12 protein-coding genes are annotated in these 16,282 nt (G+C 69.6%); 6 read left to right on the plus strand and 6 right to left on the minus strand.

The window, feature by feature from the left end; translation table 11 throughout:
• The 5 genes from VGT80_RS17710 to VGT80_RS17730 all read left to right on the plus strand — a co-directional run.
• On the plus strand, nucleotides 1–728 hold a 728-nt coding region (locus tag VGT80_RS17710; RefSeq protein ID WP_327457979.1), incomplete at its 5' end, for a YaiO family outer membrane beta-barrel protein.
• Nucleotide 729: 1 nt separating this feature from the next.
• On the plus strand, nucleotides 730–1,758 hold the full coding sequence (locus VGT80_RS17715) for a HEAT repeat domain-containing protein (RefSeq protein ID WP_327457980.1): 1,029 nt from the start codon (nucleotides 730–732) through the stop codon (nucleotides 1,756–1,758).
• Nucleotides 1,755–3,182: a glycosyltransferase gene (locus tag VGT80_RS17720; protein ID WP_327457981.1), complete on the plus strand. Its 1,428-nt coding sequence runs from the start codon at nucleotides 1,755–1,757 to the stop codon at nucleotides 3,180–3,182. Before VGT80_RS17715 ends, VGT80_RS17720 begins: the two co-directional genes overlap by 4 nt.
• On the plus strand, nucleotides 3,179–4,969 hold the full coding sequence (locus tag VGT80_RS17725; RefSeq protein WP_327457982.1) for a polysaccharide deacetylase family protein: 1,791 nt from the start codon (nucleotides 3,179–3,181) through the stop codon (nucleotides 4,967–4,969). Before VGT80_RS17720 ends, VGT80_RS17725 begins: the two co-directional genes overlap by 4 nt.
• Nucleotides 4,970–5,155: 186 nt before the next feature.
• Nucleotides 5,156–6,529 carry a sulfatase family protein gene (locus tag VGT80_RS17730; protein ID WP_327457983.1) on the plus strand — a complete coding sequence of 458 codons (1,374 nt, stop codon included), beginning with the start codon at nucleotides 5,156–5,158 and terminating at the stop codon, nucleotides 6,527–6,529.
• A 125-nt stretch (nucleotides 6,530–6,654) separates the two neighbouring features.
• Here the strand turns inward: VGT80_RS17730 and VGT80_RS17735 are convergent, their stop codons facing one another.
• Together VGT80_RS17735 and VGT80_RS17740 are read right to left on the minus strand one after the other, a co-directional pair.
• The gene (locus tag VGT80_RS17735) at nucleotides 6,655–9,102 is read right to left on the minus strand and encodes a S9 family peptidase (RefSeq protein WP_327457984.1); all 2,448 of its coding nucleotides are present in this window, start codon (nucleotides 9,100–9,102) and stop codon (nucleotides 6,655–6,657) included.
• Between the two features lie 9 nt (nucleotides 9,103–9,111).
• Nucleotides 9,112–12,096, minus strand: a complete 2,985-nt coding sequence (locus VGT80_RS17740) for a TonB-dependent receptor (protein WP_327457985.1) — start codon at nucleotides 12,094–12,096, stop codon at nucleotides 9,112–9,114.
• 360 nt (nucleotides 12,097–12,456) lie between these two features.
• Here VGT80_RS17740 and VGT80_RS17745 point away from each other — a divergent pair, with 360 nt between their 5' ends.
• Complete coding sequence (locus VGT80_RS17745) at nucleotides 12,457–12,870, plus strand: helix-turn-helix domain-containing protein (RefSeq protein ID WP_327457986.1); 414 nt, start codon at nucleotides 12,457–12,459, stop codon at nucleotides 12,868–12,870.
• Between the two features lie 183 nt (nucleotides 12,871–13,053).
• Here the strand turns inward: VGT80_RS17745 and VGT80_RS17750 are convergent, their stop codons facing one another.
• The 4 genes from VGT80_RS17750 to VGT80_RS17765 form a co-directional block, all read right to left on the minus strand.
• Nucleotides 13,054–13,656, minus strand: coding sequence for an RES family NAD+ phosphorylase (locus VGT80_RS17750; RefSeq protein WP_327457987.1), 603 nt, complete (start codon nucleotides 13,654–13,656; stop codon nucleotides 13,054–13,056).
• Between the two features lies 1 nt (nucleotide 13,657).
• Nucleotides 13,658–14,368, minus strand: coding sequence for a hypothetical protein (locus tag VGT80_RS17755; RefSeq protein ID WP_327457988.1), 711 nt, complete (start codon nucleotides 14,366–14,368; stop codon nucleotides 13,658–13,660).
• Nucleotides 14,369–14,494: 126 nt separating this feature from the next.
• Nucleotides 14,495–15,475 carry a FecR family protein gene (locus VGT80_RS17760; protein WP_327457989.1) on the minus strand — a complete coding sequence of 327 codons (981 nt, stop codon included), beginning with the start codon at nucleotides 15,473–15,475 and terminating at the stop codon, nucleotides 14,495–14,497.
• 28 nt (nucleotides 15,476–15,503) lie between these two features.
• A complete protein-coding gene (locus VGT80_RS17765; RefSeq protein ID WP_327457990.1) occupies nucleotides 15,504–16,022 on the minus strand; it encodes an RNA polymerase sigma factor in 519 nt (172 codons plus the stop codon).
• Nucleotides 16,023–16,282: the final 260 nt, after the last annotated feature.

Raw genomic sequence — 16,282 nt, forward strand, 5'->3', positions numbered from 1 at the left:
CCGAGGTCACGGACCTGGTCGCCCAGATCGCGCGGGCGCGCAGCGGCCTCGCCCATCCCTGGCGGCTCGATCTGTCCGCCAGCCATGCTTCCCTGTCACGCGGATTGCCAAGCAGTGAGAGCGCCTCCATCTTCCTGGGCCGGACGCTGCCGAACAAGGTCTCGATCACCGCCGGCTTCGAGCGGGTCCGGCAGTTCAACCTCCAGGACACCTACTATGAGGTCCAGATCGGCGCCCCCGGCGGGTACCTCGCAGTGGGCGGCGCGCCGAACGCGCACTTCCGGCCCAAGCTTTCCGCGCACGGCGGCCTCGAGGCCACGCCCATGCCGCTGGGCGCCGGCTTGTCCGCGAAGCTCGGGATCGACGGCGGCTGGTCGCGATACGCCGTCGGCGACGTCTGGATCGCCAACCCCTTCGTGACCCTGCTGGCGGGCGAGCGCCTGGATCTCACCGCCCGCATGATCAATGTGATCGACGAGACCAAGACCTACCGGACCGGCTACGGCCTCGCCGCCAGCTGGCGGCCGACCCCTGTCCTGGAGCTTTCCGCCGGGTGGATCGCCGCGCCGGAGTCCACCGACGGCGTCACCGTGCCTGTGAAGGCGACGATCGTGGGCCTCGCCTGGCGGGTCAACGATCGCCTGAGCCTGCGGCTTGGCGGCGTTCGCGAGGTGCGCAACGCCTACACGCGCAATGAAATCACGGTCGGCCTGACCGGGCGCTTCTGACATGCGCGCCGTGACCGTCGTCTGGATCGCGGCCCTCGTGCTCGCCAGCGCGGCCGTGTTCTGGATGAGCGTCCTGATCGTGCTTCGGCTCTTCAGTCAGCGCCGCGCCGCGCGCCGGGCCGCGGCCCGCATGGCGGTGGACGCAGCCTTCGTCGATATCCTGCAGGGCCGCGAGGATTCGCGGAGGATTCTGGCGCCCTACAGGACCGACGCCCTGTTGATGGCCGAGTCGCTGCTCTCGCTGGTCGCCATGGTTCGCGGCGACGACCTCGACGTCGTGGTTCACGCCCTTTGCCGAGCCGGGGTTGATCGGGTGCTGCGCGACTGCGCGATATCGGGAATTGGGCCGTCGCGTCTGGCCAGCGTCGAAGCCCTCGGAGCCCTCCCGGGGTCCGCGACCCGTGCGGTCCTCTTGCAAGCGGCGCGGCGCGGTGGGGGGCGGGTCCGGCTCGCGGCCCTGCGATCGTTGCTGCAGGCCGGGGGGGCGGTGCCCGTGGCCCGCGTCCTTGGCCACATCGAGCGCAAGCAACTTCTCCTCTCGGCCGGGCTGGCCGAACTCCTGCAGCTCGTGGTCGCCGCCGATCCGCCTGGCGCGATCGCCGCGATGGGCCGCAAGGACCTGGCGCCGCGCACCCGCATACTGCTGATCGAGGCCCTGAGCGCGATCCATTCGCCCGAAGCGGTCGCGGCCCTGATCGGCGAGACCGAATCCCCCCGGGCGGAAGTTCGCGCGGCCGCCGTCGTCGCGCTCGGCAAGACCATGCCGCCGGGCTTCGCGCCGCTGTTGCCGAAGGCCCTGCGCGATCCGGACTGGCGTGTGCGGTGCGCGGGCGCCCAGGCCAACGCGGACGAACAGACGGCGGGCTTCGTCAACGGCCTGATCCTTCTGCTGATGGATCACGTCTGGCTTGTCCGCTTCACCGCCGAGGCCTCCTTGAGCAGGCTGGGAATTGAGACGCAGCACGGGCCCGCCGCCGTTCTGCTCGGCGCGCCGGCGGCCGGACGGCCGGCCCGCACGGCGCGCGCATGATGTCGTGGGCCGACGCGCTTCCGGCGCTGGCGCGGTGGGCCCGGTTCATCGCCGGATCGGTCATCGTCATGGGTCTCGCCCAGAGCGTCTTCAACCTGTGGCAGCTGGGTCTCGCCGGAATAGCCCTGCGCCGAAAGCGGGGCATCGACGACGCCGCGCAGCTCTGGCGCCGCTATGCGGGCAACGCGCCGGCCATCGCGCTCCTGGTGCCGGCCTACAACGAGACCCTCACCATCGTGGAGAGCGTGACCTCGCTCATCTCACTCCAGTATCCGAGTTTCGAGGTGGTGGTGGTCAATGACGGTTCCACCGACGACACCCTGGCGGCGCTGGTCGCGGCGTTCGATCTCGTGCCGATCGAGCGCGCCCACGACAACATCGCGCCCCACGCGCCCATACGGAACATCTACGGCGCGCCGCACCAGCCTCGCCTGGTGGTGGTGGACAAGGAAAATGGCGGCAAGGCGGATGCCCTGAACGCCGCCCTCAACCTGTCCCGGGCGCCGATCGTCTGCTCGGTGGACGCCGACTCTCTGCTCGAGCCGGACTCGCTCCTGCGCGCTGTCGGGCCGTTCCAGCACGATCCGGAGCGGGTGATCGCGGTGGGCGGCACGGTGCGCCTGGCCAACGGCTGCGACATCAAGGATGGCCGCCTCACCCGCGTGGGGACGCCGACCAACCTGCTCGCCCTGCTGCAGACCATCGAATACCTGCGCGCCTTCCTGATGGCGCGTCTCGCCTGGAGCGAGGTGCGCTCGCTGCTGATCATCTCCGGAGCCTTCGGGCTCTTCCGTCGCGACGCCGTGCTCGAGATCGGCGGCTACCGGCTGGGCACGGTGGGCGAGGACATGGAGCTGGTCATCCGGCTACACCGGCACAACCTCGCCCTGAAGCGCGACTACAGGATCGAGTTCGTCCCAGAGCCGGTCTGCTGGACCCAGGCGCCCGAGAGCCTGTCGGTCCTGGCCCGCCAGCGCGCCAGGTGGCATCGCGGCGCGCTGGAGACCTTCGTCGGCCACTCCGACATGTTCTTCAATCCACGGTTCGGCCGGATCGGGTTCCTCGGCTTCGGCTACATGCTCGCGGTCGATGTGCTGGGGCCGCTCGTGGAGATCGCCGGATATCTCCTCGTTCCGGCGTTCTGGATCCTGGGTGTGCTGGACCGGGAATACTTCTTCGCCTTCCTGGCGATCAGCTTCGGGTTCGGTGTGGTCATGAGCGTCGGCGCGCTCGCCCTGGAAGAGACGGAGCTCCGCCGCTTCCCGGACGTCGGGAGCCTCTTGACGCTGATGGGCGCCGCCATCGTCGAGAACTTCGGCTACCGCCAGCTCAACAACCTGTGGCGGCTCTGGGGCACCTACCAGTACGTCAGCCGGCAGCATGCCTGGGGGGCCATGGCCCGAGCCGGGTTTCGCCGCGCATGATTGGCCGTTTCCGACCGGTTTTCTTCCTGCTCGCGGTCGTCGTCGTGTCCGTCTGGTGGATCGTGTTCCAGAATCCCGAGGCGTCGCGGGTCTACATCTTCAAAGGAGTTTCCGGACCTGTCGCGGCGAGCAAGCTTGATGCTCCCGCCGGCGCACGCATCGAAGACTTCGAGCACGGGTCGCCCAACCGCCTCGCGGTGCTGGTCACCGATCCGTCGTCGGGCTGGCTGGGTCTGGTCCGGACGTTTCGAGCCCACGGTATTCCCGTCACCTTCACGCGCAATCCGGCGGTGGCGCTCACGCACCGGGTGATCCTCGTCTACCCGATGATCTCGGGACGCGCCCTGAGCGGCGACACCCTGCGCGCGCTGGCGGCCCACGTGCGGTCGGGCGGTACGGTGCTCGGCTTCGAGCTCGCCGGCGGCGGTCTCGAGCCGCTCTTCGGCGTCGAAGACGGTGTGGAGTCCCGCGCGCGCAGCGCCGTGGCCTGGTCCCACCGCACCGGCGTGCCGCAGGAAGACCTGATCGCGGTCAGCCATTCGGGGGAGGACGACATGGGGACGATCGGCTATCGCGCGACGACGGCCCGGGTGCTGGGAACCTTCGACGATGGCAGCGCCGCGGTGACGTGCCGGACGACCGTCGGACAGGCCTGTCTAATGGGGGTCGATCTCGGGGCCTTGGCCGGGCGCGCCATGAACGGTCGCGCAGAGGGGATCGGACGGACCTACGTCAATGGCTACGAGCCCTCTCTGGACGTCCTGGTCGACTGGGTCCGTGACCTCTATGTTGCCAACGAGCCGATGCCTTGGCTCGTCTCGACGGTTCCCGCGGGCAAGGACACGGCGATCCTACTGAGCCACGACGTCGATTTCACGCGCTCGGTGGTCAATTCGAAAACCTACGGCGAGGCGCTCCGCCGCCTGAATGTCGACGCCACCTTCTTCGTCCAGACCAAGTACGTCAGGGACTACAACGACGACATCTTCTTCAACGACCGCACCGTCCCCATGCTGAAGGCTCTGGCCAGGTCGGGGATGGATGTGGAGAGCCACAGCGTGGCGCACGCGCGAACCTTCAAGGCCATGGAGCTTGGGACGGGCCGCGAGCGATATCCCGACTACGTGCCATTCGTGGTCGACGCCAAGACGACGAAGGACGCCACCATTCTCGGCGAGCTTCGGGTCTCGAAATTCTTGCTTGAGAGCCTGCTCTCCACGCGGGTGCGGACCTTCCGGCCGGGGTATCTCGCCTACCCCTTCAAGCTGCCTCAAGCCCTCGCCGCCACGGGCTACGGCTATTCATCGTCGATCACCGCCAACGCGACCCTGACCCATCTCCCGTTTCAGCTGACCAACGGGCGGGCGGACGACGCCCTGTCTCCGGTCTTCGAATTCCCGGTCACCATCGAGGACGAAGAGCCGCCGGGCATCGTGAAGCGCCAGGGTGCGGCCAACGGTGTGATCGAGCGCGTGGCTCGCGGTCATGGGATTGTGGTCGTGCTGGTCCATCCCGACGTCACGGCGGGAAAGCTGGCGTTCGAGACGCAGCTCGTCCGCGACTGGCGCGACCGCGCCTGGGTCGGTTCGGTTACCGCGTTCGGCGACTGGTGGCGGGCGCGAGACCTCGCCGATGTCGATCTCGTGCGCCAGGACGGCCGTTGGGTGATCGAAGCCGGGGGCGGTCCTGAGATCAAGGACTTGCTTGTGCTGACCCCGAAGGGACCCTCGCCGAGCCTTCGGATCACCCGCTCCGCCGGACAGCGGACCGCAACGGCGATCCCCTGATCGTCCGCTCCCCACCCATCTCGGACGTTTGGAGGGAGCGCTCTCGGGCCCGAAGGGAATGACCGCATTCGACCCCTAGCCGTCGTTCAACGAGTCCGCCTAAGCTTCCCGGAACGGGGGCGCGGAATGAGCACGGGTGTCGACATTGAAACCCGCGGCTCCGGCGCTGTAGATCGCCGCTCGGTGTTGGCAGGCGCCGGCGCAGCCGTCCTTGCCGCGGGGTCGCCCGGCCCGGGACAGGCGGCCGGTGGCCGGCGGCTCAGCATCCTCTTCATCCTGGCCGACGATCTCGGGTTCGCCGATCTCGGCTGCTATGGCCGCCGGGGCCTCGCCACGCCGAACATCGACCGGCTGGCGGCGCAGGGGGTGCGATTGACCCAGGCTTACGCCAATTCCGCGGTCTGCTCAGCCAGCCGGACAGCCATCATCACAGGCCGCTATCAGGACAGGATCGCCGTGGGCCTGGAGCAGCCGATCGCCTCCGACGAGGATGGGGAGCGCCTGCGGTTGCCGGAGGGTCGACCAACCTTGCCGTCGCTGTTCAAGGCCGCCGGCTATCACACCTCTCTGGTCGGGAAATGGCACCTTGCCGGCGGCCGCGCCGGTCCGGCCAAGGCCGGCTACGATTACTTCTTCGGGTTCCACCCGGGCGCGACAGACTATTTCCGTCGGCCGACCGAGAAAGAGGCCGCGGCGGCCGACTATGCCGGTGCGCCTCTCTTCGAGAATGACACGGTCATCCAGCCCAAGGGGTATCTGACCGATTTGCTGGCGGCGGCCGCGATCCGGCGCATCGAAGCCACGCCGCCCACGGAATCCTTCCTCGTCAGTCTGCACTTCAATGCGCCGCATTGGCCGTGGGAAGGTCCGGGAGATGAGGCCAAGTCCGCGAAGCTGAAGAGCCTGCGCGACTCTGACAGCGGCAATGAGGCGGTGTTCGGCGCCATGGTCGAGGCGATGGACAGCGCGGTCGGCGCGGTGCTGGCGGCTCTGGATCGTCTTGGCCGGGCCGAGGACACCCTTGTGGTGTTCACCAGCGACAACGGCGGCGAGCGGTTTTCCGACACCTGGCCCCTCACCGGCATGAAGGGCGAACTGCTCGAAGGCGGTATCCGCGTGCCGGGGATTGTCCGGTGGCCCGCGGGGATCAAGGCCGGGCGGACCTCGGGGCAGGTGCTCATTGGGATGGACTGGATGGCGACCCTCCTGGGGGCGGCGGGCCTGCGGCCAGACCCGACCTATCCGCCCGATGGCGAGGACCTGATCCCGGTCATGACCGGCGCCTCGCCGCCCCATCCGCGCAAGCTGTTCTGGCGCTACAAGGCCTCGGAGCAGTCGGCGGTCCGGTCCGGGGACTGGAAATATCTGAAAATCGCCGGCCACGAGTACCTGTTCAACCTTGCCCAGGACGAACGCGAGCGGGCCGACCGCCAGGCCGCGGAGCCGGCCATCTTCCACCGTCTGCGCGCCGAGTACGACGTCTGGAATGCGCAGATGCTGCCCTATCCCGTCGCGAGCTTCAGCGAAACGCCCAAGGGGCGCCTGGCCGACCGTTACTGAACCCGGTCGCTACGCTGCCCGTCGCCAAACGTCGGCGAGGGATTCGGGCCGCTCCTCTGCGCGGACGTGATGATCTGGCGAACTCGATCAGCGGAGCGATCCTGTCGCCACGCGCCGACCAGGACCTAATCGTTGCACCCACAAGAAGGCCGGGGCCATGGCCCGCCCGCGAGATGCTCATCCAGCCAGCGGAACACGCGGCCGTAGAGGTCGCGAACATTGCCGGGGCTCGCGACGAAATGGCCCTCGCCCCAATAGGTGACCAGCTCGGCATCCTTGTTCTGCCGATAGAGGGCCGAGAACATCTCCTCGGCCTGGCCGATCGGCAGCTGGTCGTCGTGTCCATGGAGGATCAGCAAGGGGGTGTGGATGCGGTCGGCGAAGAAGATCGGCGAATTGCGGATATAGCGTTGGGGGTCCGCCCAGGGCGGCGCCCCCATGTCCGCCTGCGCCGTCTCGGTCCAGCCGGAGCTCCACGAGACGCCGAGCCCTTCGGTGGGATCGGCCCGCCAGGTCGCGCCGAAGGTCCCCCACATGCCGATGAGGTCGCTGGGCCCCGCCGAGGCGATCGCCGCCGTGAAGCGGTCGCTCTGGCCGATCACCGCTTCCACGGTGTAACCGCCGTAGCTGTGACCCCACAGCGCCAGCCGCTGCGGATCGAAGGCGCCGGGGGCCTCGCGCGCCGCGGCCTCCACGATCGCAAGCAATCGCTCCGCGAGCCCATCCATCGGCTCCTTGCCAGGCGCGCGCAGGAGGCTCGGGATCAGCACCGCGTAGCCATGGCCCACGAGCAGCTGGGCGTTCGGCGCGAAAAGCAGATAGCCCGGTCCTTGGGTTTCGAGGGGCGCGTCCAGGCGCGGGCCGAGGTAAGGCAGCACGACCAGGGGCGGCGGGCGGGAAGCCGTCGAGGGCGGCAGATAGAGCCAGCTCCTGAGCGGCGCACCGTCAGGCCCCGGGTGATCGATCTGCACGAGCCGGGCGGGCTCGATCGCCGCGAGGCGCGCGTTGATGGTCGCGACCACCCGGAATTGACCATCGGCCCCGCGCAGACGGACCTGCGCCACCCCATGCCTGTCGGTGGCCAGCATCACCGCCATTTTGCGGGAGGGGGCGTAGGCGAGCAGACGGCCTTCGGTGGGGGCCAGGGGGATGGTGGCGGGGCCTTGCGGACTGCCGAGCGCCAGCAGCTGGTCGCCGTCTCCGTGGCCCCGGCGCGCCAGCACGATAGAGGTCGCGTCGGTCTCGTTGAAGGCGAGCCTGCCTTCGACGAACCGCAGCCGGCGCGGCGCGAGCGTCAGGCCCTCGACCGGCAGGCGGTGCGCGCCCTCAGCGTCGATGGTCCACGCCTGGCCACCGGAGACCGCAAGCAGGCCGGTCGGGGTGGGGTCCAGATGATCGGGCGCGCCGGCTTGCGCCGGGAGGAGGGGAATGGCGCCTTCTCCAGCGATCCGCCACCAGCCGCCATGGCCGGCGGGGTCTCGCCCGAGGACGACCGGGTCTTCGCCCAGCCAGGCGCCGCGCGCGATCTCCGGGCGCAGCTGGACGAGGGGTGTGACGCCAGGGGTGTCGATCCGGCGAACCGCCCCGTCGGCCGCCGTGACGCTCAGGAACTGGCCGTGGGGCCAGGCGCCGTCGGCGCCCCTGGCGAAAACCAGGAGGTGACTGGAACTCGGCGACCAGGTGAGGAGGTGGCTGGCCAGGTCACAGGACGGGCACGGCCTGGTCAGCCGCCCGCTCGCCAGATCGAGGAGCCAGAGCCGCCGGGCGCGGGTGGCGCTGCCGTAGGGACCCTGGGCAGGGTGATCGGCCCGCATGGGGATGTCGTCGCCGGTGACGATGAGCGCGACCTTGCGGCGATCGGGAGAGAGTTCCAGGTCCTCGAAGGCGCCCGTGGCCAGAATGCGGCTCAGGCCGCTGGCGGCGTCGATGCTGAGCAGGCGCCTTGATCCGGGGTGCGGTCTGACGCCCAGAAAGGCTCCGCTGCCGACGGCCGTGAAGGCCGGCCGCCCGGCGTCGGCCGCGCGCCAGCGGGGCGGGTCCAGCTCGGCGGGGCGGTCGGCCAGCGCCAGGGGGCGCGGAAGGCGGCCGGCAGGATCGACGATGGCCAGCAGCTCACGGTTGGAACGCCACTGCAGGGTGCGGGTCTCCACCGGGAGATCCGGGGTGAGGGCAAGCCAGCGGACCCACCCCGAGCCACTCTGGGCGATGCCGAGCCGCCAGCTGTGGCGCCGAAGACGGAAGACCGCCAGGCGCCGCCCATCGGGCGAGAAGGCGCCCAGGCTCACGCCCACCGGATCGCCGGCGATCAGCGGCCGGGCCGTTGCCGGATGCTCCAGGTCCACCTTCAGGAGGTGGTCGACGGCAAACGCGTTGTTGGGCTCGTAGTGGAAGCTCGGCGCCGAGAGATGCGGTCCGCGCCGTTCCAGGACCAGCCACCGACCCGTGGGGTCGACCTTGGCCTGACCGAAGGATTCCAGGCGGAGCAGGTCCTCCACCTGAAACGGTCGGGCCTGGGCCGGGCCGGCCAGAACCAGCCCGGCCGCGAGCGCCGCCAGGGATCGGCGGGGCGACATGGGTCGCCCCTACCAGGACTTGGCCAGGCGGAGACTGACGAAGCGGCCGATGGGATCGGCGTTGGTGGCGTCGTACCCGACGCCGGCGGGCGAGTCGTAGAACGGCGGCTTCTCGTCGAACAGGTTGCGGACGCTCAGCGCGAGGCTGGTTCCCGCGAAGCGGGCGGGCGCCACCCGCAGCTGCAGGTCGACGGTCTCCTGAGAGCCGATACGGAGTCCCGTCGCATCCTTATAGGCGCCGATGAAATTGACACCGGCCAGGGCTGAGACGGATCCCTTGGACCATTCGGCGGTGGTCCGCGCCCTGAACTTGGCGGGGAAACCCGCGATCCCGGCCCGCTCCACGACGGATCCGGTGGGGGTCAGCTGCTGTTCGTAGTGCAGGAGATCGCTCGCCGTGGCGGCAAGGCGAACATGGCCGTTGAGGCGGTCGGTGTCGTAGGAGGCTGCGAGGTCGATACCGGAGACCTGCAGTGAGCCGGTGTTGACGAAGCGGGCGTCGACGATCGCGCCATAGGACTCCGGCGGGAACGAGCCTTGCGCCGTGGAGGTGGCGGGGTCGGCCAGCAGGGCCGCGATGCGGGCGTGATCTGCGGGGTTGGTCGCGGGCTTGATCAGGGCCACGAAACTGGCGAGCGCCGGATCGGAGAGGGCGGTGAGAAGGCTCTGGCGCGCCGGCTGATCGATGCGGTTACGGAACCGCACGTTGAAGTAGTCCACGCTGACGTGGGCGCCGGACATGAGCTCCGGGCCGACCTCCAGGCCCGCAGACCAGGTGTGGGCGGTCTCCGGCCTGAGGTTCGGATTGCCGCCGAACTGGACGAGGCTTAGGACGCGCGCGCCATTGAGGGGCAACAGGGAAGGTGAGTTGATCGGCGCATCGCTGAGTTCGCGCAGCGACGGCGCCCGGAACGAGGTCCCGTAGCTTGCCCGCAAGAGCGCCCCAGGGAGGGGCGCGTAGAGCGCGCCCAGCTTGGGGTTGGAGGTGGTTCCGAAGTCGTCGTAGCGCTCGATGCGTCCGGCGAGCGAGAGCTCGAGACGATCGAGGCCCGGCCAGGCGTTGTCCGGGGAGACGAACGGGGCGCGAAGCTCGGCAAAGGCCGCCGTGACCGTGCGGCTGAGGTCCACCTTGGCCCCCGCGGAGGGCGCCACCCCTGAGGTGAAGTTGACGCCGCCTTCGCGGAAGGCCTCGCGCCGGGCCTGCGCGCCAAGGGCCAGCGACAGGTCGCCGCCCGGCAGATGGAACAGCGGCCCATCGGCCTGCAAGTCCGCCGAGGTGACGCGGTCGCGCGAGGTGGTGTCGATGAACCCGGCGCCGATGAAGGCCAGGACCGCCGGGGTGTTGGAGGGGGTTCCGGCGAAGGGATTGAAGAAGCCGTCGCGTGCGGTGTTGAAATCGGTCTGCGGCCGGTCGGCCACCGAACCCAGCGCCTCCTGCAGGGAACTGGCGTTGAGGAGACCGCGGCTGTGGCTCGCGTCGGTCTCCGTCGCGAAGGTCCCGTAGCTCTCCAGCCGCCAGGCATGACCGAGGTCGAGGCGTGCGCCCAAGGATGTCGAGAAGCTCTGCGCCGTGCCCTCAGTGACCGGTTGCGGCAGATCGCTTGCGAAGCTGTAGGCGATGGAATCGGTGGCGCCGCCGTTGGGCGAGACGAAGAACGGATTGGCGCGTGTCACCGTGAAGGTGCTGGTGGGCGCCGCGATGAGGGTCGAGAACCGCCGACGACCGAAGCGCAGGTCGCCCTCGATCTCCAGGCGCTCACCAACGTCCTGGTGGAGCGCGCCGTAGGCCGCATGGCTGGTCTGTTCGGGAAGGATGTCCTCCCCTTCCCGAGGCTCGCCGAAGTTGGAGGCGCCCGCGAGGAGCTGCGAGGGCGTTAGGCCGCGGCCGTCCTGGCCGGCGGGAATGGCCCAGCCGACCACCTGGGTTCCGGTCGCAGGATCGAGGCGCAGGACGTTGCCGGGATGGGCGAAGAAGGTCCGGTGGTCGGTCCCACCGAGGGGCCGAAGGTCCGCGCTCGCCGAGAACGGCCGATCGGCGGCCAGCAGGTCGCTGCGCGTCCGGTATTCGTAGCCGAGGAAAAAACCGCCGGTGCTCCAGCGTCGCCCGAAAGCCTGGCTGAACTGCGCTTCGCCGGGCGACCCATGTGTGGACTCGCCTCCTGAGATGCGGGTCTCGGCGCCTTGGAGGTCACGTCGCAGGAGGACGTTGACGACCCCGCCTACCGCATCGCTCCCGTAGATGGCCGAGGCGCCGTCCAGCAGGACTTCCACACGTTGGACGGCGATCGAGGGCAGGGTGGAGATATCGACGAAATCGCCCTTGGCGCCGGCGCCGGCCATCCTTCGGCCGTTGAGCAGGATCAGGGTCGCATTGGCGCCCAGGCCGCGCAGGTCGAGGCCGCTGGCGTAGCTGGTGTTGTTTCCGGACCGGTCGGCGCCGGTATTGATCGCCCCTTCCGCCGCCGCGCCGCCGAAGTTCTGGGGCAAGGCCGCGAGCGCGCCCGCGACGGTCTCGTAACCCGAGCGGTCGAGGTCGCCGCGGTCGAGGGCCAGGACCGGCGAGGGCTGGTCGGTCACGCCGCGCAGGTGGGTGCCCGTCACCGTCAGGGCTTCGACAACAGAGGCCCGCGGGACGCTCGGCGGCTCGACCTGCGCGGCCTCACCGAAAGGGCGCGTCTCTCCCGGGGCGATGGCCGCCGCGCCGCGCCGTTTCAGGACGACCACCTTGGGTCCCGCCCGCTCCGCCTCGATGTCGCTCTGGGCCAACAGGGCGGCCAGGGCCTGGTCGCTGGTCAACCGACCCTGCACCGGGGGCGCGCGGCGGCCGGCCACCAGCTCGGGCGAATAGAGCAGCTGCTCGCCGGACTCCTGGGCCAGCCGCAGCAGGGCCGCGTCCAGCGAACCCCCCGGAATGCTGATGTCGCGCGGCGGCGCCGAGGCGCCCTGAGCGCACGGCGCCGCCAGGAGGCAGGCGGCGCTGGCCACAAGCGCCACGCGGCGCAGCCTGTGTCCTTGAACCTTGCACGTCATGATTTCCCCCGCGCCCCTTGATTGGCCCGGCGCTCGGGTGGCCGGGGTGGGCGTTCATGCGGGGAAGACGCGAGAAGACCGGCCTCACCCTGACGGCGCTTCAAGAATAATTCACAAGGCTCGGCGCCGTCGCGGCGCGCGCAGGGCGGCAGGACTTGGGCGCGGCGCGGGCGGCCGGATCGGCGAAACTCCAACATGCCCCGCGCCAATCCCCCGGCCTACCCGCGACGGGCGAATTTGTTAGTCCATCGAGCTTGGTTTTGCACGCCCCGGCTGAGTGACTTGAGGACTTCTCGCCGTCACGATTGGGCCGGAGGTGCAAATATGGACGAACTGCCGGCCGGCGAGGGCCCCCACCGATTGGATGTGGCGATCGGCCAGAGGGTGCGCGAACGACGGCGCGCGCTTGGCATGTCGCAGCAGGACCTGGCGGAGCAACTCGGCGTCTCCTTCCAGCAGGTCCAGAAATATGAGCGCGGCGCGAACCGCGTCTCCTTCTCCCGCCTGGTGGAGACCGCGGCCGCCTTGCGTTGCACGCTGGGCGATCTGGCCGAGGGCCTCGATTCCGATCGCGCGCCGCGCGAGATCGAGCAGGTCAACGGCCTGATGATGGCCGATGGCGCGCTGGAGATGCTCGAGGCCTATGCCGCGCTACCGAGCGATGCGTTGCGTCGAGCGGTGCTGCATCACCTTCGCGCGCTGATCGGAGCGCTGGCAGGGCCCCACGCCCAGACCTGAGGCCTGGAGGCGCCGGTCCCAGCGGGCATGGAGGCCGGCGCTTTCGAATTGAGTGAGCCCACGATCCGAATTCCGTCGTCGTCCGCCCACGCAGGTGAACGACCTCTGCTGACTCAAGGCTTAGGTTCAGAATGTCCGCAGTCAGGCGAGCGTGAAGGGCGTTCCCGAAGAGCGCCGATCGCTTCAGACGATCGAGATATCTAGATCTTCCAGGATCGCCGCCAGCTCTTCCCGGCATTCCATCAGCTTCGGCGTGGCCGTGGCCTGCAACTTTCCGATCGCCCGATCATAGAGAGCGATGCAGCGCTCCTCGTTGAGGCGCGAGGGGTAGTAGACTCCATCGGGTAGATCCTCGTGGCCGTAGAAGGCGGCGGACCAAGCCTGGGCCAGGGTCTGGTCGCTCGCGCCGGCGACGTCTGAGGGCACGCCCATGCGCAGCGGCCCGTCCCCGGTCAGGTCGACCAATCGGAGGTCCTGGGCGATCTGGATTTTTGCGAGCGTGCGCTTCTCGATCTCGGCCAGCTCCACCACGCAGTCGGCGCCGCGTCCGTCGGCGCGGTCCCGAAGAAGGGTTTCGACGAACGCCACCTTTGCGCTTGAGCCCAGATAGACGAGGCCGAAGGCGGTTCCGGTCGGGTCGCTGAAGCGGCTGTGTCCTGGACCCCACCCGAGTGGATCGCGAAAGCGAGTCTCGTACATTCGCCGCCAGACCTCGCCGGTGGGCACGGCTTTGAGAACCAGACTCCGCCCTGCGAACGAAGCGCCCGGCAGGGCAGGGGCCGCCATGCTATCCGAAGACGCCGGTCGCCTGGTTGCGAGCCGCGCCGAGCACGGCGTCGACCTGACCGGCCTTCAGGGCGTCCAGGCCGGTGCGTCCACCGAGTTCGGCGTGGGCGGTGTGAAGGAACCGGTAGACCGTCCACGGCTGCCGGCCGAGCGCCGCGAAGAGCTCGGCAAGGCCCGGCAGCGGCAAGCCGGCGTCCGTCACCTGCCAGCGCGGATACTTGACGCCGCGCGTCGCCCCTTCGAGCCCGAGCACTTCACCCTTCTTGCGCTTGACGTTGACGGTCTCGTGGGAAGCCCCGATCAGCGAGCCGAAATCCCGCCCCGTCAGCATCTCCTTGCCCTTGAGGACGTCGGTGACCTTGGCCTGACCGCGCGCCTTCGCTGCCGCCAGGGCAGCGTCCAGGGGATCGTCCGCCGGCGTCTCGGCGATCGGCTCAGCCGTGCCGTCCGGGGTCACTCGAAAGGTGAAGACATACGATTTGCCGGTCCGCCTAGCCTTGGCGGCGGTATCGGCGTAGCCCGCAATAACCTTACCGACCACCCCGGGCTTGGCGGCAACGCGCGCATAGCGGCTCTTGGAAACCGCAACCTCCGTCACCTGGTCTCCAGCCTTCACCGTCACGCGTTGGCCGTCGCCCGTGCGCCCGGCCTGCTTCGGGGTGCGCGTCCGCTTGGCGGTCGCCGCCAGATCCTGTTCGCGGAGCTGAGCCATCACGTCCTCCAGGCGCTAGAGATGCGCAGGTCCGTCAGCTTTGTCAAGTTCGTCAGGTCTATCAAGAATCTCGATCGCGCCGTGGCTTGTCGACCTGGAATCCCAAGGGCCACGGTCGCGGCTGTCTCAGGAGCCCTGTGGCGCCGGCGGACCGGAGCCAGTGAGGAGGATGCCGCCGCCAGGGGCGGTTCGGGCCTTCAGGGGGAACAGGGCGGTGACCGCCGAGACGAACGATGCCGTGTCGCCGGCGTCGAACACGCCATTGACCCGCACCGCGCCATAGCCCGGCGCGCCGAGTTCGATCTTGGTCTCGCTATAACGGTTGACCTCGGCCACAGCCTCGCCGAGCGGCGTCTCATGGAAGGTGAGCCGCCCTCCGGTCCAGCTGGTGGCCGAGGCGGCGTCGAGCGCCTGGGGCGCGGCCGGCGTCGCCGCCTCGAGCCTGAGCTGCTGATTGGGATGGAGCGTCCAGGACCGACCGCCCTGCGAGACGCCCACCACGCCCTGCACCAGGGTGACGCGGGTCTGACCTGCGTCTCGGCGCACATCGAAGCGGGTGCCGATCGCGCGCACCGCGGCGCCGCCGGCGGCCACGATAAAGGGGCGCTGCGCGTCGTGAGCGACATCGAAGAAGGCTTCGCCCCGGTCCAGCGAGACGCGCCGGACCTTGTCGGCGAAGCGCACCGAGACCTTGGAGGCGGTGTTGAGACTTAAGGTCGAGCCGTCCTGCAGCCGGACCACCGAGCGTTCCCCGGTCTTGGTTTCGTAGACGACGTCACGCCCCATGAGGGCCAGGCTCGCGGCCACGATCACCACGACGCACGCCAGACCGAGCGCCAGCGTCGCCGCGGGCTGGAAAAAATGCGAGGCGGCTGTGTCCCTCGGTGACCGCCGGGCGAGCAGAGCGGAGGTTCGCGCGACGATTTCGGGGTCGCGGCCGAGCATTCCCGCCCCCTCCCAGCTGCGCTCCACGTCGGCGTAGGCCTGGGCGTTCTCCGGCCTGGCCTTCCACGTCCGGAATTCGCGCAGCGAGGCCGTGGTCACCGCGCGGCGGCCGAGGCGGGCGAACCAACCCGCCGCTTCCTGCCGCGAGCGTGACCGTCTCATTCCTGCTCGCTCCTTCCGTGGCGCCTGATTACCCACGGAGCTTGGCCGCGCAGATCGCGAGCGCCTTGGTCATTCGCCATTCGACGGTCTTGACCGAGACACCGCACCGCTCGCCAATCTCTTCATACGTCAGCCCGCCGAAGCGGCTCAAGAGAAACACCTCCTGCACTCGGGGCGGCAGGCCCAGGATGACCTGCTTGAGGAGCAGCGCCTCGAGCTGCTCGGACCCCGCTCCGGGCTCGGCCTGCTGGTCCGGATCGCCGGCGAAGGAGCTCGGCCGGGTGGCGGACTTGCGCCACTCGTCGCGGGCGGCGTTGAAGGCGATGCGCAGCAGAAAGGCGCGCGGGCGAAGGACGATGCCGCGCCGCAGGTGAGGCGCCGCGCGCAGGAAGGCCTCCTGCGCCAGGTCCTCGGCCGCCTCGCGACCGAATCGCAGACGCAGCATGCGCGCCAGCCAGGGCCCATGGCGGCGGTAGAGGCTGTCGAGGTCGCCGTCGGCGGCCGGCTCGGGTCCGGGTTCGACAGCGGCAAGGCTCGATGGACGCATGAGGCGGTGTCCCTGATCCGGATCGGACAAAGGGACGCCCCGGCCGCGAAGCCGGGGTCATGGGACCCGCGTCGAGAAGACGGCCGCGCCTCGAATCGCGGGCGGCCCGCCGACCCGCCATCCGGCGTGGCCGCGGAGCCGCTCGAGAAGGGCTCTGCCGGCTAGCATCGCACAGGGGTTTCCACGCCCCTGCCGGGGCTGCTACCCCGGCCTCAAGACCCTGACCTGATCTCGTCTCGGTGGCAACAAGGCTCAAGCTT

It is taken from the genome of Phenylobacterium sp., assembly GCF_035944335.1.
Classification (GTDB): Bacteria; Pseudomonadota; Alphaproteobacteria; order Caulobacterales; family Caulobacteraceae; genus Phenylobacterium.

Excerpts from the sequence above, each read along its gene's own strand:
- VGT80_RS17715 (WP_327457980.1), top strand. The coding sequence starts at position 730 with ATGCGCGCCGTGACCGTCGTCTGGATCGCGGCCCTCGTGCTCGCCAGC.
- VGT80_RS17720 (WP_327457981.1), top strand. The coding sequence starts at position 1,755 with ATGATGTCGTGGGCCGACGCGCTTCCGGCGCTGGCGCGGTGGGCCCGG.
- VGT80_RS17725 (WP_327457982.1), top strand. The coding sequence starts at position 3,179 with ATGATTGGCCGTTTCCGACCGGTTTTCTTCCTGCTCGCGGTCGTCGTC.
- VGT80_RS17735 (WP_327457984.1), bottom strand. The coding sequence starts at position 9,102 with ATGTCGCCCCGCCGATCCCTGGCGGCGCTCGCGGCCGGGCTGGTTCTG.
- VGT80_RS17745 (WP_327457986.1), top strand. The coding sequence starts at position 12,457 with ATGGACGAACTGCCGGCCGGCGAGGGCCCCCACCGATTGGATGTGGCG.
- VGT80_RS17750 (WP_327457987.1), bottom strand. The coding sequence starts at position 13,656 with ATGGCGGCCCCTGCCCTGCCGGGCGCTTCGTTCGCAGGGCGGAGTCTG.
- VGT80_RS17755 (WP_327457988.1), bottom strand. The coding sequence starts at position 14,368 with ATGGCTCAGCTCCGCGAACAGGATCTGGCGGCGACCGCCAAGCGGACG.
- VGT80_RS17760 (WP_327457989.1), bottom strand. The coding sequence starts at position 15,475 with ATGAGACGGTCACGCTCGCGGCAGGAAGCGGCGGGTTGGTTCGCCCGC.
- VGT80_RS17765 (WP_327457990.1), bottom strand. The coding sequence starts at position 16,022 with ATGCGTCCATCGAGCCTTGCCGCTGTCGAACCCGGACCCGAGCCGGCC.